This is a genomic window from Salmonella sp. SAL04202 (assembly GCF_046550775.1).
In the GTDB taxonomy this organism is placed as follows: Bacteria; Pseudomonadota; Gammaproteobacteria; order Enterobacterales; family Enterobacteriaceae; genus Salmonella; species Salmonella enterica.
In genome coordinates this window covers 1,084,053-1,110,124 of record NZ_JBGDXK010000001.1, presented here as the reverse complement: position 1 = coordinate 1,110,124, position 26,072 = coordinate 1,084,053, and the positions used below count along the sequence as shown (strand labels likewise).

At 52.1% G+C, this 26,072-nt stretch carries 24 protein-coding genes; 13 read left to right on the top strand and 11 right to left on the bottom strand.

Features of this window, described 5'->3' with window-relative positions; translation table 11 throughout:
* The first annotated feature begins 68 nt into the window (after positions 1–68).
* Positions 69–797 carry a MerR family transcriptional regulator gene (locus ACLJQJ_RS05550; protein ID WP_000122320.1) on the top strand — a complete coding sequence of 243 codons (729 nt, stop codon included), beginning with the start codon at positions 69–71 and terminating at the stop codon, positions 795–797.
* A 171-nt stretch (positions 798–968) separates the two neighbouring features.
* Positions 969–1,928 carry a transcriptional regulator MlrB gene (mlrB, locus tag ACLJQJ_RS05545; RefSeq protein ID WP_058653060.1) on the top strand — a complete coding sequence of 320 codons (960 nt, stop codon included), beginning with the start codon at positions 969–971 and terminating at the stop codon, positions 1,926–1,928.
* A gap of 95 nt (positions 1,929–2,023) precedes the next feature.
* Here the strand turns inward: mlrB and fumD are convergent, their stop codons facing one another.
* The 3 genes from fumD to ttrS all read right to left on the bottom strand — a co-directional run bounded on the left by fumD (position 2,024) and on the right by ttrS (position 4,707).
* A complete protein-coding gene (gene fumD, locus ACLJQJ_RS05540) occupies positions 2,024–2,236 on the bottom strand; it encodes a fumarate hydratase FumD (protein WP_000165779.1) in 213 nt (70 codons plus the stop codon).
* 97 nt (positions 2,237–2,333) lie between these two features.
* On the bottom strand, positions 2,334–2,954 hold the full coding sequence (gene ttrR, locus ACLJQJ_RS05535) for a tetrathionate respiration response regulator TtrR (RefSeq protein WP_000190927.1): 621 nt from the start codon (positions 2,952–2,954) through the stop codon (positions 2,334–2,336).
* On the bottom strand, positions 2,929–4,707 hold the full coding sequence (gene ttrS / locus ACLJQJ_RS05530) for a tetrathionate respiration histidine kinase TtrS (RefSeq protein ID WP_077910837.1): 1,779 nt from the start codon (positions 4,705–4,707) through the stop codon (positions 2,929–2,931). Before ttrS ends, ttrR begins: the two co-directional genes overlap by 26 nt.
* Positions 4,708–4,888: 181 nt before the next feature.
* Between ttrS and ttrB the strand changes: the two genes are divergently transcribed.
* The 10 genes from ttrB to ACLJQJ_RS05480 all read left to right on the top strand — a co-directional run bounded on the left by ttrB (position 4,889) and on the right by ACLJQJ_RS05480 (position 17,002).
* The gene (gene ttrB / locus ACLJQJ_RS05525) at positions 4,889–5,623 is read left to right on the top strand and encodes a tetrathionate reductase subunit TtrB (RefSeq protein ID WP_001527654.1); all 735 of its coding nucleotides are present in this window, start codon (positions 4,889–4,891) and stop codon (positions 5,621–5,623) included.
* Entirely contained in the window at positions 5,624–6,646 is a 1,023-nt protein-coding gene (gene ttrC / locus ACLJQJ_RS05520; RefSeq protein WP_063809082.1) for a tetrathionate reductase subunit TtrC, read from the top strand.
* Positions 6,639–9,701: a tetrathionate reductase subunit TtrA gene (ttrA, locus tag ACLJQJ_RS05515; RefSeq protein ID WP_063809083.1), complete on the top strand. Its 3,063-nt coding sequence runs from the start codon at positions 6,639–6,641 to the stop codon at positions 9,699–9,701. The genes ttrC and ttrA overlap by 8 nt, the downstream gene beginning before the upstream one ends.
* Positions 9,702–10,023: 322 nt before the next feature.
* Positions 10,024–11,250, top strand: coding sequence for a PfkB family carbohydrate kinase (locus ACLJQJ_RS05510; RefSeq protein ID WP_000471823.1), 1,227 nt, complete (start codon positions 10,024–10,026; stop codon positions 11,248–11,250).
* A gap of 11 nt (positions 11,251–11,261) precedes the next feature.
* Positions 11,262–11,999, top strand: coding sequence for a glutamine amidotransferase (locus ACLJQJ_RS05505; RefSeq protein WP_000697187.1), 738 nt, complete (start codon positions 11,262–11,264; stop codon positions 11,997–11,999).
* A 58-nt stretch (positions 12,000–12,057) separates the two neighbouring features.
* Positions 12,058–12,951, top strand: a complete 894-nt coding sequence (locus tag ACLJQJ_RS05500) for a proline iminopeptidase-family hydrolase (protein ID WP_001000506.1) — start codon at positions 12,058–12,060, stop codon at positions 12,949–12,951.
* A gap of 21 nt (positions 12,952–12,972) precedes the next feature.
* A complete protein-coding gene (locus tag ACLJQJ_RS05495) occupies positions 12,973–14,316 on the top strand; it encodes an APC family permease (RefSeq protein ID WP_000756083.1) in 1,344 nt (447 codons plus the stop codon).
* Between the two features lie 401 nt (positions 14,317–14,717).
* Complete coding sequence (gene pykF, locus ACLJQJ_RS05490) at positions 14,718–16,130, top strand: pyruvate kinase PykF (protein WP_000751447.1); 1,413 nt, start codon at positions 14,718–14,720, stop codon at positions 16,128–16,130.
* Between the two features lie 310 nt (positions 16,131–16,440).
* Complete coding sequence (lpp, locus tag ACLJQJ_RS05485; protein WP_001082307.1) at positions 16,441–16,677, top strand: murein lipoprotein Lpp; 237 nt, start codon at positions 16,441–16,443, stop codon at positions 16,675–16,677.
* Positions 16,678–16,759: 82 nt separating this feature from the next.
* Positions 16,760–17,002: a major outer membrane lipoprotein gene (locus tag ACLJQJ_RS05480; RefSeq protein ID WP_001082328.1), complete on the top strand. Its 243-nt coding sequence runs from the start codon at positions 16,760–16,762 to the stop codon at positions 17,000–17,002.
* A gap of 66 nt (positions 17,003–17,068) precedes the next feature.
* Here ACLJQJ_RS05480 and ACLJQJ_RS05475 read toward each other — a convergent pair whose 3' ends face one another.
* The 7 genes from ACLJQJ_RS05475 to sufA all read right to left on the bottom strand — a co-directional run bounded on the left by ACLJQJ_RS05475 (position 17,069) and on the right by sufA (position 23,744).
* The gene (locus tag ACLJQJ_RS05475) at positions 17,069–18,070 is read right to left on the bottom strand and encodes a L,D-transpeptidase family protein (RefSeq protein ID WP_000817060.1); all 1,002 of its coding nucleotides are present in this window, start codon (positions 18,068–18,070) and stop codon (positions 17,069–17,071) included.
* A gap of 154 nt (positions 18,071–18,224) precedes the next feature.
* The gene (gene sufE / locus ACLJQJ_RS05470) at positions 18,225–18,641 is read right to left on the bottom strand and encodes a cysteine desulfuration protein SufE (RefSeq protein ID WP_063809084.1); all 417 of its coding nucleotides are present in this window, start codon (positions 18,639–18,641) and stop codon (positions 18,225–18,227) included.
* A 12-nt stretch (positions 18,642–18,653) separates the two neighbouring features.
* Complete coding sequence (gene sufS / locus ACLJQJ_RS05465) at positions 18,654–19,874, bottom strand: cysteine desulfurase SufS (RefSeq protein ID WP_063809085.1); 1,221 nt, start codon at positions 19,872–19,874, stop codon at positions 18,654–18,656.
* The gene (gene sufD, locus ACLJQJ_RS05460) at positions 19,871–21,142 is read right to left on the bottom strand and encodes a Fe-S cluster assembly protein SufD (RefSeq protein ID WP_063809086.1); all 1,272 of its coding nucleotides are present in this window, start codon (positions 21,140–21,142) and stop codon (positions 19,871–19,873) included. Before sufD ends, sufS begins: the two co-directional genes overlap by 4 nt.
* Positions 21,117–21,863, bottom strand: a complete 747-nt coding sequence (gene sufC / locus ACLJQJ_RS05455) for a Fe-S cluster assembly ATPase SufC (RefSeq protein WP_063809087.1) — start codon at positions 21,861–21,863, stop codon at positions 21,117–21,119. The genes sufD and sufC overlap by 26 nt, the downstream gene beginning before the upstream one ends.
* Before the next feature lie 16 nt (positions 21,864–21,879).
* A complete protein-coding gene (gene sufB, locus ACLJQJ_RS05450; RefSeq protein ID WP_000089383.1) occupies positions 21,880–23,367 on the bottom strand; it encodes a Fe-S cluster assembly protein SufB in 1,488 nt (495 codons plus the stop codon).
* Between the two features lie 8 nt (positions 23,368–23,375).
* The gene (gene sufA, locus ACLJQJ_RS05445; protein WP_000418973.1) at positions 23,376–23,744 is read right to left on the bottom strand and encodes a Fe-S cluster assembly scaffold SufA; all 369 of its coding nucleotides are present in this window, start codon (positions 23,742–23,744) and stop codon (positions 23,376–23,378) included.
* A 426-nt stretch (positions 23,745–24,170) separates the two neighbouring features.
* Here sufA and ACLJQJ_RS05440 point away from each other — a divergent pair, with 426 nt between their 5' ends.
* Complete coding sequence (locus ACLJQJ_RS05440) at positions 24,171–25,517, top strand: L-cystine transporter (RefSeq protein ID WP_063809088.1); 1,347 nt, start codon at positions 24,171–24,173, stop codon at positions 25,515–25,517.
* Between the two features lie 287 nt (positions 25,518–25,804).
* On the opposite strand, the gene ACLJQJ_RS05435 is transcribed toward ACLJQJ_RS05440, so the two are convergent.
* Positions 25,805–25,993, bottom strand: a complete 189-nt coding sequence (locus ACLJQJ_RS05435; RefSeq protein ID WP_001537749.1) for a YdiH family protein — start codon at positions 25,991–25,993, stop codon at positions 25,805–25,807.
* Between the last annotated feature and the right edge of the window lie 79 nt (positions 25,994–26,072).

Sequence of the window (26,072 nt, the reverse complement as noted above, 5' to 3'; positions counted from 1 at the left end):
ATTTATCACTACCTTAGTCTTCATTTAATCATGATATAGTAGAATCCCCTTATTTAACGGGCTTTACCATGTCGTATTCTATCGGCGAATTTGCCAGACTATGCGGTATCAATGCCGCCACGCTAAGGGCATGGCAGCGACGCTATGGTTTATTGAAACCGCAGCGTACTGATGGCGGGCATCGCTTATACAGCGATGACGATATTCGACAAGCGCTTAGCATCCTCGACTGGGTGAGAAAAGGCGTACCGATAAGCCAGGTCAAACCCTTACTGTCGCGTCCGGTCATTCGCCTGGGCGATAACTGGATAACGATCCAGGAGACGATGCTTCAACATCTCCACGAAGGGCGAATTGACGCGCTGCGGCAGTTGATTTATGACTGTGGCCGGGAATATCCCCGCGCAGAACTGGTGACCCATTTATTGCGTCCGTTGCGCAGCAAAGTGTCCGCGCATCTTCCCGCCGTGATGACGCTGCGCGAAATACTGGATGGCATCATTATTGCCTACACCTCTTTTTGCCTTGAAGGCGACAGAAAAGCGCCTGGCAACAATGCCTTTATTAGCGGATGGCATCTCTCGGATCACTGTGAAATCTGGCTGGAAGCGTTGACTCGTACCGGACAAGAGCTGCGGCTCAATGTGCTTCCCTCTCCACCAGCCGTGCTGGCGCCCGAGCTGTTCGCCCAGAGAAAATGGTTCCTGGTGACCACCGGCAAGCTCACTGCCGGGCAGAAAAAACAGCTTGCCCAGTGGCGCAACGTGGTCGCTTCGCTGGAGGTTATCACACTATAAGCGCTGAAATAGATTTCTTCCCCTCATTCTATCTTATTGATATTTAACCACATCAAAAAAATCTCTGCGAAAACTTAGACAAAAAAACAAAGTTGTGTAAGTTTTAAATCAGCGTGAGATAACATTTTGCGCCATTGGCGTCAGTCGTCGTACTTTTAATAAGGGGGAATCATGAATAACAAACCCGTAGTCGGCATTAGCGGATGTCTGACTGGCGCCGCGGTACGCTTTGATGGCGGACATAAGCGTATGGATTTCGTCATGAACTCTCTGGCACCGTGGGTGGCCTACAAACCGATCTGTCCGGAGGTGGCGATCGGCCTGCCCGTGCCTCGCCCTGCGCTGCGTCTTATCCAGACGACCTGTGGCGACATTCGGATGCGCTATAGCCATGCCCCGCACGATGACGTCACCGAGCGAATGAATGCCTTTGCCGATCGGTTTCTGCCAACAATAGGCGAACTGGCGGGGTTTATTGTGTGTGCAAAATCGCCCAGTTGCGGAATGGAGCGCGTTCGCCTGTATGATGAAAAGGGTAACAGGGGCCGCAAAGCTGGCACGGGGCTGTTTACCGCCGCGATGATGGACAAATATCCCTGGCTGCCGATAGAGGAAGATGGTCGCCTGCACGATCCGGTACTACGCGAAAATTTCATCGCACGTATTTTCGCGCTACATGAATTAAATGCGCTACGCGCGCTGGGCTTGAGTCGTCACAGTTTGCTCGCGTTTCATAGCCGATATAAACTTCAGCTTCTCGCCCACCACCAGGCCGGCTACCGCGAAATTGGCCCTTTCGTCGCGCGTCTGCATGAGTGGGACGATCTGGATGCCTTCTTTGTCCGATACAGAGAAAAACTGATGGCTATCCTGCGCCACCCCGCTTCACGTAAAAATCACACCAATGTGCTGATGCATATCCAGGGCTATTTTCACCGCGCGTTGAACAGCAGGCAACGCGCGGAATTACGCGAGGTGATTCTCGGCTACCGGGCGGGCCGACTACCTATCCTGGCACCGTTAACGCTGCTGAAGCACTATCTGGCGGAACATCCGGATGACTATCTACGCAGCCAGAATTATTTTGAGCCGTACCCTGATACATTAGGGCTGCGCTTAGCCATCACCTGATAACCCTGCGCATCGCTAACGGCGGGCAACCCGCCCGCCATGGTGACAATCGCGACGATTCAAAGGCGATTTCGTTATTGCCACCCTGATAGCGGCTATGACCGCGCCAGAGCGTTAATCACGGTTTCCATAGCCTGTTTTTCTAACGCGCTACGTTGGATGCGTTGATTCGCCAGCGCGGTTCTTAACACGCCCGCAATAACAATATATTTAGGCTCCTGCCCCAGATCGCGCATTTCCAGCACGACCTTGCCCACCACCCGGCACATCTCGCGGTACAGTTCGTCATCTTTTGTCGGTTTTGTCATACGTTTTACTCGTCGCCAGCTCAAACCAACAGAATATAACAGTCTTCTCAATTAAACAAAATTTGATGCAAATCAAAGAAATAACGCAGTTTATTATTCATGGCTCATACGTTGTTCGTATTCTGGTCTCTGGCGAGGCCATTTTTTCGAAACGCCTAATCAGTTCCGCCAGGCTACCGGCCTGCATTTTTTCCATGACTCTGGCGCGGTGCACCTCTACGGTACGCACCGCGATATTCATCGCTTCCGCAATTTCACGGTTCATAAATCCTTTTGCCACCAGGCTGGCCAGCTCACGCTCTTTCGGCGTCAACTGCTGGTAACACAGTATAATCTCACGACGCGCCACCGCTGCCGATGAAACCGTCAGCGCACGCTCCAGCGCCGCCTGTAGCGGTTTTACCGATACCGGTTTTTGCAGAAAATCGACGGCGCCGCGTTTCATCTGCTCCACGGCCATCGGTACATCGCCATGCCCGGTAAGAAAAACAACCGCCAGGGTACTTCCGCACTGGCGCAACGCATCATGAACGCCCTGCCCATCCAGTACCGGCATTCGCATATCCAGTAATACGACCCCGGCCTGATACAGACTGGCCTGCGCCAAAAAATCCGCCCCCTGCGTCCAGCATTTTACGTCATATCCCAGACTTTCCAGTAAAAACGCGCACGCGTTAGTGACCGCCGTATCATCATCCAGTAGATGAATTGTCGCCATCCCTGCCCCCATTTTCATGTAAGAAATGTATCGTGACCTCCGTTCCCGACAGACCGTCCGGCGCGGTCTGGGTCCTGATACTGATATCGCCCCGCCCATACCGCACCAGCCGCTGGCAAATCGCCAACCCTAAGCCCATCCCCTCTTTGCGGGTGGTCATAAACGGCTGAAACGCCTGACGTAATAGCGCCTCATCGATTCCCCCGGCGTTATCCTGTAAAGCGATACTGATGCCGTTTTCAGTGCGTTCAGCAACGACCCATAAATGGGTGGCGCCCGCCTGAGCCGCATTAAGAATGATATTCGCCAGCACCTGTTCCAGCAGCACTGACGGCAGCGTTACGCGCAGCGCAGCGCTAACCTCGGTATGCAGAGTCACTGTCGGAAACTGTTGCGCCATACGCAACAATTGCCAGACATGATCAATCGCCTCGCGAATGGCTATGGCCTTCCACGCTTCGGTTAGCACCGGGTTGCCCTGCGCCTGGCTGACCCAGTGACGCAGGTTACGCAGAGTATCCGCACCGCGTTGCGCCTGCTGGTCAATCTGCTCCAGCGCCGGCAGCAAGGGATGCTGTTCATCTGCAGCGCGCAGTCGAATCAGGCACCCCTGGGCATAATGTCGAATCGCGGAAAGCGGCTGATTAAGCTCATGGGCAAACCCGGAGGTCATTTCACCCAACACGCTCATTTGCCGGGCGGTTTCCAGCGCCCGCTCATGCTGATGAAGGACTACGCTATTACGTTCCAGTTGCTTTCCACGTCGACGCACCAGCAGCATGACCCAAATATAATTGAGCGTGAGCAACAGGAACGCCAGAATCACGCCGCCGACCATTAGCTGGTGCTGGATTAACCAACTTTTGACATCCAGCCACAGTCGACGCTGCTGAGGGTGCTGACGAACATCGCGCAGCAACGCTTCCACCTGACTGGTCGACGCTGGCGCGCCCCAGTGAAATGACGCGGCGGCGGGCGCGTTGAATAGCGCTCGCGTTACGCGATCCGCCAGCGCATCGCTTACCGCAGGTAGCGCCGCGAACGACCAGTCAGGATATAACGGCGTACTGGTTAAGCAAGGCAGGGGCGTCGGTCGGGAAAGCAGCGCGATAAAGTCCTTTTTATTAATCAAGCCTTCCTGATCCATATTTTCTAACAGGCACACTGGCACAATTGCCGCCTGCACCGCTTTTTCGCGCAGCATATAGACTAAAGCATCGCCAGGAAATCCGGTAAAACGGAGATGAAAATCGCGCTCCGGGCGTAAGCCCGCGTCGCTGAGCGCTTTATAGCCTAATAAATAGCCGCCAAACGCCTGAGCATCAATCGCGCCGACGGTCTTACCGATGAGATCATGCGCCGTGGTGATGCCGCTATCGCGTCGGGTCAAAATCACGCTGCCAATAACATTACTCACCGCTTTCCCATCGCGCGTGGAGCGCAGGGAAGCTAACCAGCGCAGCGGCGCATGGCTGTTCAGTTGGACAAATTGCGCCGGGTTGGTTATCACAAACTGCACGGTTCCCTGGTTAACGGCCTCCTGCATTTGATGCAGATCCAGCGGCTGGATGTGAAAGGTTTCGCCTGGAAGCTGTTGGCTTAATGTCTTTGCCAACGGTTGCCAGTGGCTACGCGTAGACGCCTCGCCGCGCATGGCCAAAATACCGATATTCCACGTCCCTGCCCACGCGCCATGACAAAGTAGCCCTACTGCCGCCAACACCGCCAGGCGCCTTACGGTTTTACCTCTCACCCCAATATCCCTGTCAATTATGTTGTTTTAGATCAACAACAAGCCGGGTATGTGGTTAACCACAATAGAGCGCACCCCGTCTCGATTTTTACACTGTAAATCATCAACATTTTTTATTCATTACACATGAACCAACATCGTGACAAATGTTTCATTGTTGGCAATGTGGACGGGAGTCAATATGGACAGCAGTAAACGGCAATTTCTCCAGCAGCTCGGCGTCCTGACCGCTGGCGCCTCGCTGGTTCCGCTGGCTGAAGCGAAATTTCCTTTTTCGCCGGAGCGGCATGAAGGCTCTCCCCGACACCGTTACGCCATGCTTATCGACCTGCGGCGTTGTATCGGCTGTCAGTCCTGTACCGTAAGTTGCACTATTGAAAACCAAACGCCGCAGGGCGCGTTTCGTACGACCGTGAACCAATACCAGGTCCAGCGTGAAGGTAGTCAGGAAGTCACGAATGTGCTGTTGCCGCGTCTGTGCAACCATTGCGATAACCCCCCCTGTGTGCCGGTCTGCCCGGTACAAGCCACCTTTCAGCGGGAAGATGGCATTGTGGTGGTGGATAACAAACGCTGCGTCGGCTGCGCCTATTGTGTCCAGGCGTGTCCTTACGACGCCCGATTTATCAATCATGAAACGCAAACTGCCGATAAATGCACGTTTTGCGTCCATCGTCTGGAAGCCGGGCTGTTACCCGCTTGCGTAGAGTCCTGCGTCGGCGGCGCGCGTATTATTGGCGATATCAAAGATCCCCATAGCCGCATCTCCACCATGCTTCATCAACATCGCGACGCTATCAAGGTATTAAAGCCGGAAAACGGCACGTCGCCCCATGTTTTCTACCTGGGTCTGGACGACGCCTTTGTCACCCCATTAATGGGCCGTGCGCAGCCCGCGCTTTGGCAGGAGGTCTGAATGACGCATTCACTCATCATTGAAGAAGTGCTGGCTCACCCGCAGGACATTAGCTGGCTGCCGTGGGCGGTACAATATTTCTTTTTTATTGGTATTGCCGCCTGCGCCGCACTGTTTGCCTGTTATCTTCACTGGCGGAAAAAAGACGCCGCAACAGAAGAAAATCGGGCATTACTGATTGCTATTACCTGTGCGATTACCGCACCGTTGGCGCTGACGGCGGATCTGCACCAGACCGCCCGCGTCTGGCATTTCTATGCCTGGCCGACGCCCTGGTCGTGGATGCCCTGGGGAGCGTTATTCCTGCCGCTGTTTACCGGGTTTCTCGCTCTGTGGTTCCTGGCGCAGCAAATAAAACGATTATTCAATAAAAGTTACAACGTCACTAAATGGTTGGCGTTAGCCAGCGCGCTTTGCGCGGTGGGCCTGTTGATTTATACCGGCCGCGAAGTCTCCGTTGTGCTGGCGCGCCCAATCTGGTTTAGCTACGCCTTCCCCGTGGCGATGTTTCTTAGCGCCTTACAGGCGTTCTTCGCGCTGATGATTGTCGCCGCCCGACGCGACTCGGTAAGGCTGCCAAAAATATTGTGGGGACAACTCTGGACGCTGGCGGCGCTGGGGCTGGTGGTGGCCATGTGGGTGAGCGGCGATACGCTTTCCGGCACGGCAATCCGTCAGTGGATTTCCGTCGCCCTGTCAGCCAAATATTACGCTGTCGGCTGGCTAGCGCTGTGGGTATTCACGCTGCTGTTCTGTAGCCTGGCGCTACGTCATCCGTTATCGCAGCTAAGACGCGTCCTGCTGGTTCTGAGCGCGCTGGCGCTATGTTGGCTGATGCGCTGGACATTGTTGATTCAGGTACAAACCGTACCCAAGTTCAACGCGCAATTTAACCCTTACTCGTTACCAGGCGGAACGGATGGCTGGCTGGCTATTCTCGGCACCTTCGGCCTGTGGATAGCGCTACTGATTATTATTCGTGAAACGCTGAACGGACTCACCAGGAGATTACAACATGGCTAATTTAACCCGTCGTCAGTGGCTAAAAGTCGGTCTCGCCGTCGGTGGGATGGTCACTTTTGGTCTGAGCTACCGTGATGTGGCGAAACGCGCAATTGATGGCCTGTTAAACGGGACGTCCGGCAAGGTAACGCGCGACCGCATCTTTGGCAATGCGTTAATTCCGGAGGCGCAGGCGCAAACGCACTGGCAGCAAAATCCACAACAAACCATCGCCATGACACAATGCTTCGGCTGTTGGACACAGTGCGGTATCCGCGCCAGGGTAAATGCCGATGGCAAAGTGATACGCATCGCCGGCAATCCCTATCACCCCTTGTCGCAGGAACACCCTATTGACTCGTCCGTCCCTTTTAGCGAAGCCATGGAGCAACTGGCGGGAGAAAGCGGTCTTGACGCCCGCTCAACCGCCTGCGCGCGCGGCGCCACGCTGCTGGAAAGCCTGTACAGTCCGCTACGACTGCTTGAACCGATGAAACGCGTGGGTAAACGCGGCGAAGGGAAATGGCAGCGCATCAGCTTTGAGCAACTTATTGAAGAAGTCGTGGAAGGCGGCGATCTGTTTGGCGAAGGTCATGTGGACGGACTGCGCGCGATTCATGCGCCGGATACGCCAATTGACGCAAAGCACCCCAGTTTCGGGCCCAAAACCAATCAGTTACTGGTCACGAATACCAGCGACGAAGGCCGCGATGCGTTTCTGCGTCGTTTTGCGCTAAATAGCTTCGGCAGCAAGAATTTCGGCGCGCATGGCGCCTACTGTGGACTGGCTTACCGGGCCGGCTCCGGGGCATTGATGGGCGATCTGGATAAAAACCCGCATGTCAAACCCGACTGGGAAAACGTGGAGTTTGCGCTCTTTATGGGCACCTCCCCGGCACAGTCCGGCAATCCGTTTAAACGCCAGGCACGTCAGTTGGCGAGCGCCCGACTGCGTGAGAATTTTCAATACGTCGTGGTCGCCCCCGCCCTCCCCTTATCAACGGTGCTCGCCGATCCTCGCGGTCGCTGGCAACCGGTCATGCCCGGCAGCGATTCGGCGCTGGCAATGGGGATGATCCGCTGGATCATGGATAATCAACGTTATAATGCTGATTATCTGGCGATTCCCGGCGTACAGGCGATGCAGCAGGCCGGCGAGCAAAGTTGGACCAACGCCACGCACCTGGTCATTGCGGATGAACTGCCGACGCTTGCCGGACAACACCTGACGCTGCGCCATCTTACGCCCGATGGCGAAGAGACCCCTGTCGTACTGAATACCGACGGCGAGTTGGTCGATGCGTCCACTTGCCGACAGGCACGGCTTTTCGTGACGCAGTACGTTACGCTCGCCGACGGCCAACGGGTCACGGTGAAGAGCGGGTTGCAACGCCTGAAAGAGGCGGCAGAAAAGCTCTCGTTGGCGCAATACAGCGAACAGTGCGGCGTGCCGGAAGCGCAAATTATCGCGCTGGCGGAAACCTTTACCAGTCACGGACGTAAAGCTGCGGTCATCAGTCACGGCGGCATGATGGCCGGCAATGGGTTTTATAACGCCTGGTCGGTCATGATGCTTAACGCGCTGATCGGCAACCTCAGCTTGTCCGGCGGCGTCTTTGTCGGCGGCGGCAAATTCAACGGCGTTAGCGACGGCCCCCGCTACAACATGAACAGTTTTGCCGGAAAAGTGAAACCGTCCGGGTTAAGTATTGCCCGTAGCAAAACCGCTTATGAAGCATCGGAAGAATACCGCGACAAAATTGCCGGCGGGCAATCCCCTTATCCAGCCAAAGCGCCGTGGTATCCCTTTGTGGCAGGCCAGCTTACCGAACTGTTGACCTCCGCGCTCGAAGGCTATCCTTATCCGCTTAAAGCCTGGATTTCCAATATGAGCAACCCGTTTTACGGTGTTCCCGGTCTACGCGCCGTGGCGGAAGAAAAGCTAAAAGACCCTCGCCGACTGCCGCTCTTTATCGCGATTGACGCCTTTATGAATGAAACGACGGCGCTGGCGGATTACATTGTGCCGGATACGCACAATTTTGAGAGCTGGGGCTTTACGGCACCCTGGGGCGGCGTAGCCAGTAAAGCCACTACCGCCCGCTGGCCGGTTGTCGCCCCCGCCACTCACCGAACGGCGGACGGGCAACCTGTCTCAATGGAAGCATTTTGTATTGCGGTAGCAAAACGGCTCCGTCTGCCCGGCTTCGGCGACCGGGCGATAACCGATCCGCAGGGCAATACTTTTCCACTGAACCGGGCGGAAGATTTCTATCTGCGCGTAGCCGCTAATATCGCCTTTATGGGCAAGACGCCGGTCGCGCCGGCAAATCAGGAAGATATTTCGCTTACCGGCGTCAGCCGCATTCTGCCAGCAATTCAGCACACGCTTAAAGCTGATGAGATCGGTCGCGTGGCGTTTATCTACTCGCGTGGCGGCCGGTTTGCGCCCGAGGATAGCGGCTATACGGAGCAACGGTTAGGTAACGCGTGGAAAAAACCCTTACAGATCTGGAATGCAGATGTCGCCGCCCACCGTCACGCCATCACCGGGGAGCGTTTCAGCGGTTGCCCGGTCTGGTATCCGGCGCGTTTGTCAGATGGTCGTGCGATTGACGACCAGTTTCCCATTGGGCAATGGCCGCTGAAACTGATTTCATTTAAATCAAATACCATGTCCAGCTCAACTGCCGTCATCCCGCGCTTACACCATGTGAAGCCAGCAAACCTGGTGGCGCTGAATCCGCAAGACGGCGAGCGTTATGGACTGCAACATGGCGATCGGGTACGGATCATTACGCCGGGCGGTCAGGTCGTGGCGCAAATCAGTTTGTTAAATGGCGTGATGCCAGGCGTCATCGCCATCGAACACGGATATGGCCACCGCGAGATGGGCGCAACGCAGCACTCTCTGGATGGCGTGCCTATGCCGTATGATCCACAAATCAGGGCAGGCATAAATCTTAACGATCTGGGCTTTGCCGATCCGACAAGAACCATTACCAACACCTGGCTCGACTGGGTTTCCGGTGCGGCAGTACGGCAGGGGCTGCCGGCAAAAATCGAGCGTATATAACCCCAGGGCCGGAGAGCGATATCGTCTTATTTCGTCGAGGGTAGCGACTGATAAGCGAACGCTGTCCGGCTGCATATACTCACTGAATCGTGCAAGCCCAACTATTTTACGTTCACCTCGTCATATTACATAGAAAATATATGACAACACTCACAAAACTATTTTCCCCTTCTGTAAGCAATTAATATTTAACACATTGACTGCGCTTCTGATTATTGACATTCATTTGGGGTTACTTCCGGTTGACCGCATAATCTGTGATTGAATTCACCGCATGACAACATTGCCATAAATACAATTCAACTCACTACCCGGAGGCAATATGTTTAAAGAAGAAAGACGTCATGCCATCATTAATTTACTGATAAAGGATAATAGTGTTAGCGTCAGTAAACTTTCAGACCTTTATAAGGTTAGCCAAGAGACTATTCGTTCCGATCTACGCTATTTCCAGAAATCAGGTATGCTTCAGCGTTGCTATGGCGGAGGGATTTTAAACCGTGACGCGCTGAGTAAGCTTATCACTGAAAATAAGATTGATATCTCCAGCACTATCGCCACGCCAATCCATCAGGATGCAAAACTGCGCCGGGAAAACACAAAAAAAGCAGGCAAGGTGTGTGTTTTAGGCTCCTTCAATATTGATGTTTCAGCAACCGTGCCGTGGTTTCCACAAAGCGGAGAATCCATTCTGGCCAGTCAATTTGGATTCTATCCTGGCGGTAAAGGAGCCAACCAGGCTTTAGCGGCAAACAATGCTGGTGCTGCGGCGCATTTTATTTTTAAAGTGGGCAAAGATCAGTTCAGCGCATTTGCTATGAATCATATTATTCAATCAGGCATCACCTCATACAGCGCGTATCAAACAGATAAAGCGCCCACCGGTAGCGCATTGATCTATGTCTCCGCCGTAGATGGCGATAATATTATCGCCATCTACCCTGGCGCCAATATGATGCTCACCACGCAAGAGATTAACGAGCAACACCGTTATATCGCCGAGTCTGACGTTATGTTAATGCAGCTCGAAACGAACATTGAAGCGTTGACTGAATTTATTCGCCTGGGCAAACAAGAAAATAAAATGATCATGCTGAATCCTGCCCCCTATACGAAACAGGTGACGCATTTATTATCTGATATTGACATCATCACGCCGAATGAAACTGAAGCCTCTTTTTTATCCGGCGTAACCATTACTGATATTAATGATGCGAAAAAAGCCGGAAATATTATTCTGCAATCCGGGGTGAAAAAAGTCATTATTACCCTTGGCGCCCGTGGTTCTCTGCTCTGTGAGCACGCCCGCACGTTGTATATTCCTGCGTGGAGCGCCGTGGTAAAAGATGCCGCTGGGGCCGGTGACGCTTTTAATGGCGCCTTAGCCGCCGCGCTGGCGCGACAAGCAGATATGGTCGCAGCCATTCAATATGCCTCCGCTTTCGCTTCTCTGGCGGTGGAACAAGTCGGTGCGTCGAGTATGCCTCAGCACTTGCAGGTTTTACATCGAATGCGTACCCAATCTAATAAAGTCATTAACATTAATTAACAGGTGACATAATGAAAATTTTATTTATTGGCGAATCCTGGCACATTCATATGATTCACTCTAAAGGTTTTGATAGCTTTACATCGAGCAAATATGAAGAAGGCGCAGACTATTTATTATCCTGCTTACGCCAGGGTAATATCGATGTGGACTACATGCCTGCCCATATTGTGCAAACTCGTTTTCCACAAACCGCCGAAGCATTAGCCTGCTATGATGCGATCGTCATCAGTGATATCGGTAGCAATACGTTCCTGCTACAAAACAGAACGTTTTATAATATGGACATTATTCCTGATGCATTACAACTTATCGCCGATTATGTTGCTGAGGGCGGCGGTCTGTTGATGATCGGCGGGTATTTATCCTTTACGGGAATAGAAGCAAAAGCCAATTATAAAAATACGGTTCTGGCGGAGGTATTGCCGGTTGATATGCTGGATGTAGATGACCGCGTAGAACTACCGCAAGGATGTAAAGCAGTAAATACTGCGGTAGAGCATGTTATTACCCAGCCATTTAGCGAATGGCCGCCGCTATTGGGCTATAACAAGCTTATCGCCAAAGAAAATAGTCAGGTCCTTGCTGAAATTAATGGCGATCCACTGTTAGTTATGGGTACTTACCATAAAGGGAAAGTATGTTGCTTTGCCAGTGATTGTTCACCGCACTGGGGAAGCCCGCAGTTTCTGCAATGGGAACATTACGCCACCTTCTGGTGTAATGTTTTACACACAATAAAAAAATAATATTACCCAGGCGAATATAAACTTCGCCTGCCCTGCCACACACTGAGTCATTAAGAATATGAATGATACTTATCTCTATGGCGAAATGTTTTCTGAAAACATATTGACAAGCTATCGGATTTATGGAGACAGAAAATCATTACTCACGCCGCTCATTATCCTTCACGGCGGCCCTTCTGGCGGCTTTGATTATTTATTAAATTATCGCCATCTGGCTGATGACGGGCGCATGGTAATATTTTACGATCAATATGGCTGCGGTCGTTCAACGCATTTTCCTCATGCCGACGCGTCTTTCTGGACTATTGCGCGTTATCTCCGTCAATTAACCCAATTAATTAATCACCTGGGTATCGGACAAGGGTATTCGATACTGGGACATTCCTGGGGCGGAATGCTTGCCGCAGAGCACGCCTGCTTACAGCCTGCCGGGCTTCGCGGGACGATACTGGCCAGTTCGCCGGCCAGTATCGCCCTGTGGCAACAGGAAGCCATACGGCTCTTTAACGCTCTGACGCCAATGTCCGATGACGATATCAAAAACGTCATTATGCCCGCCGTCATTTATCAAAACCCACCGGAACAGCTGGTCGCTTACTATGCCAGGCACGTTTATACCCTCGCGGAAGAAGCCGTTCATGTTCAGCGATCTAATGCGCAGTTCGCCGCCGACCCTACGGGTTATCACATTTTATGGGGAACCAATGAACTGGCGGCAAATGGCAAACTTGCCGACTGGGATATTACGCCCCATTTGTGCCAGATACGCTGTCCTGTTCTGGTACTACGCGGCGAAAACGATCAGGCAACCGAGCGCGTCGTCTCTCCGCTGCTCTCTCACATTTCAGACTGCCGCGCGGTCACTATTCCTGGCAGCAGCCATAACCCGCATGAAGAAAATATCGCGCCCTGCCTCGCAGCGGTAAGCGCGTTTTTACGCGATCTGGCATAAAAAGCCATTAAGGTATTTATCATGAAAAAAGTCAAAAAATTGTCTCTTACCGATTTAGTGCTTTATGGTCTGGTGTTTATGGTGCCTATCGCGCCAGTCTCTCTTTATGGCGTCGTTTATAATCTTTCGCACGGTATGGTTGCGCTGGTTTATATTATTGGCGCTATCGCGATGTTTTTTACCGCGTACAGCTACTCTACCTTATCGCAGCATATCTCCTCGTCGGGTTCGGCCTATGCGTATGCTGGCGTATGCATTAATCCCGCCGTAGGGTTTCTGACCGGATGGATATTACTGCTGGATTATCTTTTGTTCCCTACGCTCGTAGCGGTGCTGGGCGGCGTCGCGGTCCACGCTATTTTACCGCAAATTCCGGTCTGGGTCTGGCCGTTGATTTATGTGGCTATTGGCACCGGAGTCAACTATCTCGGGATACAGCAAACGGCGAAATTCGATAAGTTACTGGTCTTTATTCAACTCGGTATTCTGGCGATTTTCGTGCTACTCATTGTCCGTCTGTTGATGCTGGACAGTAGTCAGATAACGCTTTCCTTCCGGCCTTTTTTCGATTCACAGTGGTTCACTCCTGGGCTCATCGCGACGGCGATTTCGGTGGCTGCGCTGAATTTTCTCGGCTTTGACGCTATCAGTACATTAAGTGAAGAAAGCGAAGGCGGGGGACGCGCCGTCAGTAAAGCAACGCTGTTGGCGTTAGTTTTGGCGACGGTACTGTTTATTATCGTTGTGGCGTTTGCGGCGTTCGCCACCGGTAATGTCGACCGCTTCGCGGAAGGTAATGCGACGAATGAAGCATTTTTCACCATTGCCGGCAACGTTGGCGGTATCTGGCTCAAAGTGGCGTTTTCCATCATTGTGGCGTTTGTGTGCGCCGTCGGCAACATTATTACCGCGCAAACGGCGGTGTCCAGAGTGCTATTTTCAATGGGGCGCGACCGAATGTTGCCCGCCTTCCTCGCTCACGTCCATACCACGCGTAAAACGCCGGATTATGCCATTCTGTTTACCGGCGGCGTCACCCTGCTGCTCAGCTACCTGTTTTCCGGCAAGATTGAATCTATCTCCACGCTGGTGAACTTTGGCGCGCTTTTCGCTTTTTTTGTCGTGAACCTGTGTGTGTTTATCCTGTTCAATTTCCGGATGAAAGCCCAGCGGCGCATTTTCGCCCATGTCATTTCGCCGATCATGGGGATGATCGTCATCGGCTACGTCTGTTTAAACATGAACATTCACGCTCTGATACTCGGAATTAGCTGGGCGGCGATCGGGATAGCGATACTGTGCTACCGAAAAGCACACAACCAAAACATCGCCATCGACCTGGAAGGCAAAAAGTTGCTCGATTGACATTATGCGCAACAACACCCGCTGTTGCGCAACGCCGCCCCTGTTCGGGCGGCGTCATCGCCAGCGACATCGTAAACGGCGTAATAACAAACCGTTGTGGATCTGCACAGATGTCTTTTGAAACAGGGTTTTCATTTTCCTTTTTTGTAAATTTCAGCGTATAATGCGCGCCAATTGTCTCTTGAATGGTTTCAGCGCATTGGACTGTAAAACTCAACGACTAAAATTATCCCCTTCCCGTTGGGCTGAAACGCGAGCACACATTCCTCTGCACGCTCTTTCGATGTCACCTATCCTTAGAGCGAGGCATCATCACTTTAGCAACACAGGCTTAGCTTCCGGGCCGTGCGCGCCCGAAGCCAGATTTCCATATCCTCCTCAACTTAAAGACTAAGACTGTCATGAAAAAGACGAAAATTGTTTGTACTATCGGTCCGAAAACCGAATCCGAAGAGATGTTAAGCAAAATGCTGGACGCGGGCATGAACGTGATGCGTCTGAACTTCTCTCATGGCGATTATGCAGAACACGGTCAGCGTATCCAGAACTTGCGCAACGTGATGAGCAAAACTGGTAAAAAAGCCGCTATTCTGCTTGATACTAAAGGACCAGAAATCCGCACCATTAAACTGGAAGGCGGTAACGACGTTTCGCTGAAAGCGGGTCAAACCTTCACTTTTACCACCGACAAATCCGTGGTCGGTAATAATGAAATCGTTGCCGTCACCTATGAAGGCTTCACCAGCGACCTGAGCGTTGGCAACACCGTCCTGGTTGACGATGGTCTGATCGGTATGGAAGTGACCGCCATCGAAGGCAATAAAGTCATTTGTAAGGTGCTGAACAACGGCGATCTGGGCGAGAACAAAGGCGTTAACCTGCCGGGCGTTTCTATTGCTCTGCCGGCGCTGGCTGAAAAAGACAAACAGGACCTGATCTTCGGTTGCGAACAGGGCGTTGACTTTGTTGCTGCGTCCTTTATCCGTAAACGTTCTGACGTTGTCGAAATTCGCGAGCATCTGAAAGCCCACGGCGGCGAAAACATCCAGATTATCTCTAAGATCGAAAACCAGGAAGGCCTGAACAACTTCGATGAAATTCTCGAAGCTTCCGACGGCATCATGGTTGCGCGTGGCGACCTGGGCGTAGAAATCCCGGTTGAAGAAGTGATTTTTGCGCAGAAAATGATGATCGAAAAATGTATCCGCGCACGTAAAGTCGTGATCACCGCGACTCAGATGCTGGATTCTATGATCAAAAACCCGCGTCCGACCCGCGCAGAAGCAGGCGACGTAGCGAACGCCATCCTCGACGGTACGGATGCGGTTATGCTGTCCGGCGAATCCGCCAAAGGGAAATACCCGCTGGAAGCCGTTTCTATCATGGCGACCATCTGCGAACGTACCGACCGCGTCATGAACAGCCGTCTGGACTACAACAACGACAGCCGTAAACTGCGCATTACGGAAGCGGTATGCCGCGGTGCGGTAGAAACCGCCGAAAAACTGGAAGCGCCGCTGATCGTGGTAGCGACCCAGGGCGGTAAATCCGCTCGCGCCGTGCGTAAATACTTCCCGGACGCCACCATCCTGGCATTGACCACCAATGAAGTGACCGCCCGTCAGTTAGTACTGAGCAAAGGCGTGGTATCGCAGCTGGTGAAAGAAATCAATTCTACTGATGATTTCTACCGTCTGGGCAAAGATGTCGCCCTGCAAAGCGGCCTCGCCCAGAAAGGCGACGTCGTAGTGATGGTCTCCGGCGCGCTGGTTCCAAGCGGCACCACTAACACCGCCTCTGTTCACGTACTGTAATAATTGTTGTGTGAATTAATTTGTTTAAAAAAGCGCCCTTCCGGCGCTTTTTTTATTTAATCGATAGCCACTATTAATAAAAAAATCAAATCGGATTTTACTATCTAATTGCGGATTATCTAAGAAGAATCCGATGGAAGCCCCCTGTTTTCTTTCGGTTTTTTAGGGACTTTCATGCATTTCGATGCTTCTTTGAGCGAACGATCAAAAATAAGTGCATTCCCATCAAAAAAATATTCTCAACATAAAAAAGTTTGTGTAATACTTGTAACGCTACATGGAGATTAACTCAATCTAGAGGGTATTAATAATGAATCGTACTAAACTGGTACTGGGCGCGGTAATCCTGGGTTCTACTCTGCTGGCTGGTTGCTCCAGCAACGCTAAAATCGATCAGCTGTCTTCTGACGTTCAGACTCTGAACGCTAAAGTTGACCAGCTGAGCAACGACGTGAACGCAATGCGTTCCGACGTTCAGGCTGCTAAAGACGACGCAGCTCGCGCTAACCAGCGTCTGGACAACCAGGCTACTAAATACCGTAAGTAATAGTACCTGCGTAATAAAAATGGCGCACATCGTGCGCCATTTTTTTTACCCACATAACCACGCAAAGTATAATGTTATTGTTATGAACCGTACTAACAAGCTGATCTTAGGTGCAGTAGTTCTGGGTTCCACGTTACTGGCAGGTTGTTCAAGCAACGCTAAAATCGATCAGTTGTCTTCCGATGTACAGACGCTGAGCGCTAAAGTTGAGCAACTGAGTAATGACGTAAATGCAATGCGTTCCGACGTTCAGGCTGCTAAAGACGATGCTGCTCGCGCGAACCAGCGTCTGGACAACAAAGTAGTATCCCACGTCCGTAAGTAATTTGACGCACGATATAAAATGGCGCACATCGTGCGCCATTTTTTTGTCCGTCGTTTGCTGCGAAGACTACTGCGTGACGCGCGTTTGCCCCTCTTCTCCGACAAAACCGTTCTGAGCGGATTCGACTGCGGTCGTATTTACCGCTGGCGTCTGCCCGGCGCTCACGCTGACTGGATACCCGGCTCGCCGGTATAGCGCCTTATCGACCAGGCGACTATCCACCCCTTGCGCGTTTCTGAACGCGGTAAATTCCGCAGGCAACACGTAGGGCATCGTCTGCACGTTTTGCTCTTCTTCCGGCGATAGCGGCCTGTGTACCTCTACATAACGAATGCCATTCGGCTCGACAGAGAATTTCACCGGCTGGTTAATCACTTTTACCGGCGTCCCCGTTCTGACCTGCGCAAATAACGCTTTGATGTCCGGCGCGTTCATGCGAATACAACCGGAACTCACACGCAGACCCACGCTATCCGGCGCGCTGGTGCCATGAATGAGATATTCCCCATTACCGTGCGCCAGACGCAGCGCATAGCGTCCCAGCGGGTTATTTGGCCCGGCAGGGATCACCGGCGGCAGCGTGATCCCCCGCTCAAGCGAACGTTGGCGTATGCCCGCCGTCGGCGTCCACGTCGGGTTGGGGATCTTTTGCCCTATCCGGGTGTCCATGACGGGAGTTTCCAGCCCCTGCAAACCGATGCCGATGGGATACACCTGAACGCGGTTTTCTCCCGGCGGGTAATAATACAACCGTAGCTCCGCGAGGTTGACGATAACGCCTTCCCTGGGCGCATCCGGCAATAGCATCTGCGAGGGAATGGTAATTAGCGTACCGGGCTTAGGCACCGGCGCAATCGTATTGTTCGCTTCAAGAATGAGCATCGCCGCCGTATCAAAACGCCGGGCGATAGCCTGCAGGTTTTTATCACCTTCCTGTACGGTATAGGTTTGATTCTGACCAATAAGACGGCTGCCTTCGGGCGGTAATGGATAATCAACCGCCCAGGCTGCCTGTAACGCGCTATACGCGCCGATAATAGTTAGCGTAATGAAAGACGCACGTTTCATACCAAACCTCCTGTATTCCTGGTGATGCCCTCTGCGACGACTGGTAGCGCTTCGCTTATCAGAACAACAAAATATACGCTCTGTCCACTCTGGATAAAGCGACGTCGCCGTCCGACAAAGGATTTGACATCAGGTAGAACGCTGTCTGTACAGTTTAGCTAAGAGTGGCGGCCTTAGCGCGAATTGCGCGAATCATTGCTTCCAGCCCCTGAGAACGAGAAGGCGTGAGGTGCTGCGTAAGCGCCATTTTTTCGAACCATGGCCGGACATCAAAATGCACAATATCCTGCGCCGTCATTTGGTGGTACAAAATAAATACCACCGCCATAAGGCCTTTAACGATCGCCGCGTCGCTGTCGCCCTGCAATTCGATAATGCCGTTGGCGTTTCGCCGCATCACGATCCACACCTGGCTCTGACAGCCATGAATCGTATTTTGCGGATTGCGATCCTGCGGATTTAACTCCGCCAGGCACTGCCCCAACTCAATAATATATAAATATTTCTCTTCCCAATTAGCGCAACGCGTAAAGTTACGCAGCAATTTTTCTTTATCCGGTAGCGCAGCCATAAAACCTCACTGTTATCCCAATAAGCGGTGGATACGCGTTAATCCTGCCACCAGTCGGTCCACTTCTTCATGGGTGTTATACATCGCCAGCGAAGCCCGGCACATTGCCGGCACGCCATACCAGGCCATGAGCGGCATCGCGCAGTGATGCCCCGTTCGTACCGCGATACCGTAGTTATCAAGAAAGCTGCCGACGTCGTAAGCATGGTGTTTACCCAGATTGAACGCGATGACGCCCAACCGCTGCGCCGGACCATACAGCGTGATATCAGGCACCTGCGCCAGTTGCTCCAGCGCATAGCGCATCAGCATCTGCTCATAATCGCCAATCTTATCCAGTCCCAGCGACGTCACATAGTCAATTGCCGCGCCGAGACCGATGATGCCGCCAGTATTCGGCGTTCCCGCCTCAAAACGCCAGGGCGCTTTCGCCCATGTCGTTCCCTGCGTCAGGCTGACGGTCGAGATCATCGACCCGCCCCCTTCCCACGGCGGCATTTCTTGCAGCAACGCCTCTTTAACATACAGAATACCGATGCCGGTCGGCCCGTAAAGTTTATGGCCGGAGAAAACGTAAAAATCGCAGTCCAGCGCCTGGACGTCAACAACATGGTGCATCACGGCCTGGGCGCCATCCACCAGCACTTTCGCCCCATGCTGGCGCGCCAGCGCAATCATGTCCGGCAGTGGGTTTTCCGTCCCCAGCACATTGGAAACATGGGTAATGGCCAGCAGTCGGGTCCGGTCATCGAACAGCGTAGCTAAGGTCTCCAGCCGCAGCGTACCGTCAGGATGCAATGGGATCACGCGCAGTTCAGCGCCTTTGCGCTCGCACAGCATCTGCCAGGGAACGATGTTGGCGTGATGCTCCATCTCGCTGATGATAATGTTATCCCCGGCGCGAATATTTTCCGTTCCCCAACTGTTGGCGACAAGGTTAATGCCCTCCGTCGTACCGCGCACGAACACCAGTTCTTCTGCGGAGCGGGCGTTAATAAACCGCGACGCCTGCTTACGCACATTCTCCATGCTTTCGGTCGCCTGCGCGCTTAACGTATGGATACCCCGATGTACCGCAGCATAGCCGTGACGGTAGAAGGCAGATTCAGCATCAATCACCTGATTAGGTTTTTGAGCGCTGGCTGCGCTGTCCAGGTAAGCCAGCGGCAGGCCGTTAACTTCACGCTGCAGTATGGGAAAATCCGCCCGTACTTTTTCTACAGGAAATGTCATACCAGGCCTCCGGGCAGTCGCTGGCCGATTCGCGCCAGCACCTGCTGTTTAAGGGCGCTATCATAGATAGCTTCCGTTAACTCTGCGGCAAACGCGTAAAGAATCATGTGCCGCGCCTCCTGCTGCCTGATGCCGCGTGATTGCAGATAAAACATCTGCTCATCGTCAATACGCCCGATCGTCGCGCCGTGGCTGCACTTCACGTCATCGGCATAGATCTCTAATTGCGGTTTGGTATCGACTTCAGCCAGTTTCCCCAACAACAGGTTATTATTGGTCATCTGGCCGTCGGTTTTAATGGCGTGTTGCGCCACGTTAATCAGGCCATTAAAGACCGCGCGTCCTTTGTCGCTGACGATGGTCTTGTGCGACTGGCGGCTGTTACAGTAGCCTTTGTTATGTTCCAGCCATGTCCGCGTATCGCAGACTTCATTTTTCACCGGCATCGCCAGACTATTCAGTCGAAGCGTCGCGTTTTCACCATTCAGTTGTGAGCTGCTGTGGTGACGTAGTACTGCGGCGCCCAGCAGAAAACTGTGGCTAAACGCCGAGGCGTCTGTCGCCAGCAGAAGATCGTTATGCGCAAAGTGATAGCTGGACGCATTTTCAAACGCCAGTTTGATATGATGCAGTTGCGCATTGTCTGCAACGTTCATCGTCAGACGCGCGCCGGTAAAATGTTTTGCCGCTGTAAGGCTGACATAATGCTCAATAACCGTCGCTTCCGCGCCTTCCGCCAGCGCCAGATGGTGGCGATAATGCGCGGTGTTCAGCTCGTCGCCATCCACGCCCTGCGTGATATGCATTAACAGTAGCGGCCTGGTCGGACGCTGATTTCGCCGTACCTGTATATACGTGACACATTGCGCCAGGCTTTCCGTCAGATGCAGAAAAACCTCAGGATGTACCGGCGCGGCAAGCGTCTGGCGCTCATCCCTGACGCTAACGTCAAATCCGCTGTTTTGCGTGCTATCACTGAGCTCTGGCATAAACCGACCATCGACAAACACCAGCCGCACGGCATCGATTTGCAGCGCCAGCGCATCACGCTGTGCGGCGCTGATAGTCGCACACTGCTGGATAAACTGGCTATGGGTTAAGCCCTCCAGCGGCGTGTATTTCCAGTCTTCATGTTTACGCGTCGGCAATCCCAGACGTAACATCTGTTGTAAATGTTGTCTTGCTTGCTCAGTTCGACTTTCTCCTTTTTCTTCAAAGAGATGTTGCCATTGCTGTAGCGCTTTACTGCTGTTCGGTAAGCCAGCCATAACCCTGCTCCTCCAGTTGTTTGACCAGAGTAAAATCGCCGGAACGGACAATTCGCCCCTGATAGAGGACGTGGACGTAATCGGGCTTGATGTAGTCCAGTATGCGCTGATAGTGGGTCACGATAATAAAAGCGCGTTTATCGTCGCGTAACGCGTTGACGCCTCCCGCCACAATTTTCAACGCATCGATATCCAGTCCGGAGTCCGACTCATCAAGGATGCACAGTTCCGGCTCCAGCACCGCCATTTGCAAAATATCATTGCGCTTTTTCTCCCCGCCGGAAAAACCGACGTTTACCGAACGGATCAGCAAATCTTCCGGCATTTTCAGCAATGCGATCTTCTCTTCCATCAGATCCTGAAAATCAAAGCGATCCAACGACGCCTGCCCGCGGTAGGCGCGCACGGCATTCAGCGCGGTTTGCAGGAAAAACTGGTTACTGACGCCGGGGATTTCTACCGGGTACTGGAAGGCCATAAAAATCCCTTCGCCCGCCCGTTCCTCCGGCGACAGTTCAAGCAGATCTTTACCTTTGAACGTAACCGAGCCGCCGGTGACCTCATAATCTTCACGTCCCGCCAGAGTGGCGGAGAGCGTGCTTTTCCCGGAACCGTTCGGCCCCATAATGGCATGAACTTCGCCGGGGCGAATCTCCAGATTCAGGCCACGCAAAATCGCTTTTTCTTCCACACTGACCTGTAAATCTTTAATGCTTAACATGGGTTTTCCTTCATCATTAACCGACGCTGTGCTCAAGGCTAATCGCCAGCAGTTTTTGCGCTTCAACGGCGAACTCCAGCGGTAGTTCCGAGAAAACGTCTTTGCAGAAACCGTTGACGATCATCGAAATAGCGTCTTCTTCGCTGATACCGCGTTGCAGACAATAGAAAAGCTGATCTTCACCGATGCGTGATGTTGTCGCCTCGTGCTCCAGCTGCGCGCTGTTATTGCGGCATTCAACATACGGGAACGTATGCGCGCCGCAGTCCGCGCCAATCAACATGGAGTCGCATTGGGTGAAATTTCGGGCGTTGGTTGCCGTCGGCATAATTTTTACCAGCCCACGGTAGCTGTTCTGGCTGTGGCCGGCAGAAATGCCTTTTGAGATAATGGTTGAGCGCGTGTTTTTACCGATATGGATCATTTTGGTACCGGTGTCAGCCTGCTGATGTCCACTGGTCAGCGCAACGGAATAGAACTCGCCGATAGAATTATCACCGCGCAGGATACAGCTCGGGTATTTCCAGGTAATCGCCGAACCGGTTTCCGACTGGGTCCACGACATCTTGCTGTTTTCCCCTTCGCACAACGCCCGCTTGGTCACAAAGTTCAGAATGCCGCCCGTGTTGTTGTCGCCCGGGAACCAGTTTTGTACGGTGGAATATTTTACTTCAGCATCTTTATGGATGATGACTTCCACTACCGCGGCGTGGAGCTGATAACTGTCGCGTACGGGCGCGGAGCAGCCTTCGATATAACTCACATAGCTGCCTTCATCCGCCACCAGAATCGTGCGCTCAAACTGACCGGTTTTCTCGGCGTTAATGCGAAAATAGGTGGATAACTCCATTGGGCAACGCACGCCTTTGGGAACATAGATAAATGTCCCATCGGAAGCGACTGCCGCATTCAGCGCGGCAAAAAAGTTATCGTTCCCCGGCACGACGGTGCCAAGATATTTCCTGACCAGGTCAGGGTGATCGTGTATCGCTTCGCCAAAAGAACAGAAAATAATGCCCTGTTCCGCCAGTTTTTCACGGTATGTGGTCGCTACGGAGACCGAGTCAAAAATCGCATCGACGGCGACCTCTTTCCCTTCGCGAACCGGAACGCCAAGTTGCTCGAAGGCGTCTTCAACCTCTTTACTCAAAAAGGTATTCGCGCCCGTTTGCTGTACGGCTCCCGGCTGGGAAACGCAGCTATCGTCGCAGTTTCCGCATGATGGCGCAGAGTAATAGCTGTAGTCCTGATAGTTCAGTTTATCGTAGTGCGCTTTCAGCCAGTGCGGTTCATCCATGTCCAGCCAGGCTCTATAGGCATTGAGACGAAATTCCAGCATCCACTCAGGTTCGTTACGCTTTGCGGAAATCGCGCGCACCACCTCTTCGCTGATGCCTTTTGCCAGTTCATCAGTGGGTAATTGCGTGAAAAATCCTTCTTTGTAATTAAGGCGTCCGCCTGTCCAGATGCCGACCTCTTCCGTTGCTTCAGTATTACGAGACATAGTACCGCCTATACCCCAAAACTTTCGCCGCAGCCGCATTCATTCTGGGCTTTGGGGTTATGAAATTTAAATAACTGGTTCAGCCCTTCCTGTACGTAATCCACTTCTGTTCCGTCAATAAAAGGCATCGCCTGTAACGGTGCGAAAAGCTTTGCGCCTTCGGCTTCAAAAACCAGATCGTCTTTATCCGGCTCCCGAACGGTATCCAGAACATAGCCGAATCCGGCACATCCCGTCTGTTTTACGCTTAACCGCACGCCCAACATGCCCGGCTGCTTTGCTGCCAGTTCACGTATGTGCGCAGCCGCCGCTGGCGTTAACGTCAGCCCTTGCCAGGGGAAGTCCTCCGGGTTAAACGTGCCTGAATGCAATTCCATAGAGTTACCTCGCGTTCTAAATCACCAGGATATAACAGCATGTTAGTGATAATGATTATCACTTCAACCCCTTAACCGCAGGGGCTTTCCAACAAATGGTTATATTGAGCGCCTTTTATTAAGCATAGACCCTGTCCGCCAGGTCATACGACAGACAAAAAATCGCTTAACATTTTGATAATTAATGATTTATAAGACATTAACCGTTCTGGCAGGTCAAAAACGAAAAGATGTATAGAAAATGACTATTTAATTAATAGGCTGTCGACATTGCCGGGCTGCGAGGTCAGAACCCCATTTTTTGTATGGATACCTGGCGTTGCGCTCTTTATAATCCGCTGCGGTTCTATAACTCAGTTTGAGCTATAGGTTTATGTAAACTCTTTCCGGCATTTCAGGTGCTGAATGAGGCAAGAGGCTTAAAATATGGTTGTTACGCTCGCGTATATCGCACTTTTTTTGGTTTTCTCGTGGGTCATCTTGAGAATTAATCAAAAAAGCGATTCCCTGTCGAAAAGCGTTTTTATCGCTATCTTTTTAGGGGCTGTTATTGGTTTATCCCTGCATTTTATTTCAGCAAATCACACTAAAACCATTATCGAATGGTACAGCATCGTCGGCAATGGTTACGTCCATCTGTTGAAACTGGTCGCTATGCCGCTGATTTTTATTTCTATTCTTTCCGCCATCAATAAACTGGAAAATAGTGCCGGCATCGGAAAAATGTCGCTGACGATCGTCGGATGCATGTTATGTCTGGTGATGGTTGCCGGTTTTATCGGATTACTGACCGCTCATATACTGGGGCTTGACGCCAGCGCTTTTGTGCACATGCCGTCAATGTTAACTACAGAAGAAGTCAATAAGACGGCCGCGGTGTCGATTCCCCAGTTAGTGACATCGCTGATTCCGACTAATATTTTTCTTGATCTTACGGGGGCCAGAAGTGTTTCCGTTATCGGCATCGTTATCTTCACGCTAATAGCGGGGATCGCCCTGTTAAAGGTCAAAAAAGAGGCGCCGGAAGAAGGTCAGAAATTAAGCGCAGGCATTAACGCTATCCAGATCTGGGTCATGAAGATGGTACGTATCGTTATTGCATTAACGCCCTATGGCGTCATGGCATTAATGACTACCGTATTTTCATCATACCACTTTGAACAATTCGCCAGCTTACTTGGTTTTATCGGCGCCTGTTATATCGCGATTTTCATGATGTTTATCGTGCATGCCATCTTGCTGATCCTCAGCGGTAATAATCCAGCGCGTTATTTCAGAATGGTGTGGCCCGTCTTAACCTTTGCGTTTGTTTCCCGCAGCAGCGCAGCCTCTATCCCGCTGGCCATTTCCGCCCAGGAAAAATTTGGCGTACAAAGCACCATTGCCAATATTTCCGCCTCGTTTGGCTCCAGTATGGGGCAAAATGGCTGCGCCGGGATTTATCCGGCTATTATGGTAGCGATGATTGCGCCCACCATCGGCATTGATCCGCTCTCGCTGCATTTTCTGGCCGCGATGTTGCCTGCCATTGCGCTAGGGTCTATTGGCGTAGCCGGCGTCGGCGGCGGCGGTACGTTCGCGGCGCTGATTGTCCTGTCGACGTTGAATTTTCCCGTTGCGCTGGTCGGTATTTTTATTGCCATCGAACCTATCGTTGATATGGCCCGCACGGCTCTGAACGTTAACGGATCGATGATGTCAGGTGTGCTGGCTAACCGTATTTTGAATAATCATACGGCTGACGACATGCCAGCGGTTATTGACAGACCTTAGTTTTTTACGCGCCCGGAAAAGAAAAACCCTTAAGTCTGTTCAATACAGGCTTAAGGGTTCCGGCCCCATCCGGCGCTTATCTCCGGCACTCTTAATGGCTTAGCTCTTGAAGGGGCATAAGAATAATCTCATAAAGAGCGCGCGCCTTTTTAGCACAAATGGCGATCTGTATTTTTTTTAAACAAAATCAAGGGGGTTATCTATTACCTGGGGACAGTGTCTGGTGAGATTGCCTGGTAACATAGCCGGATGGCGGCTAACGCCTTATCCGGCCTACACAGACTTTATTAATGCACGCCCAACCGCCAAGCGAAATAGATCTCTTCTTTCAGTTCGGTTGCAGAGAGGGTGAGGAGATCGGCAAACTCTAACTCCAGCTGTTTTAAACGCTTCAAATACTGCGCGGGAGAAAGTTCGGTTTTATCACGGCGTAAAAATTCAATCGCCAGTTGGGTTGGGTCTAAATCAGTAGACATATCATCCTCGCTTATGTGTAAACGTGCACAGTATATCACCTTTTTCTGCGCACATTTTGACCAAAAGCAATATGCATCA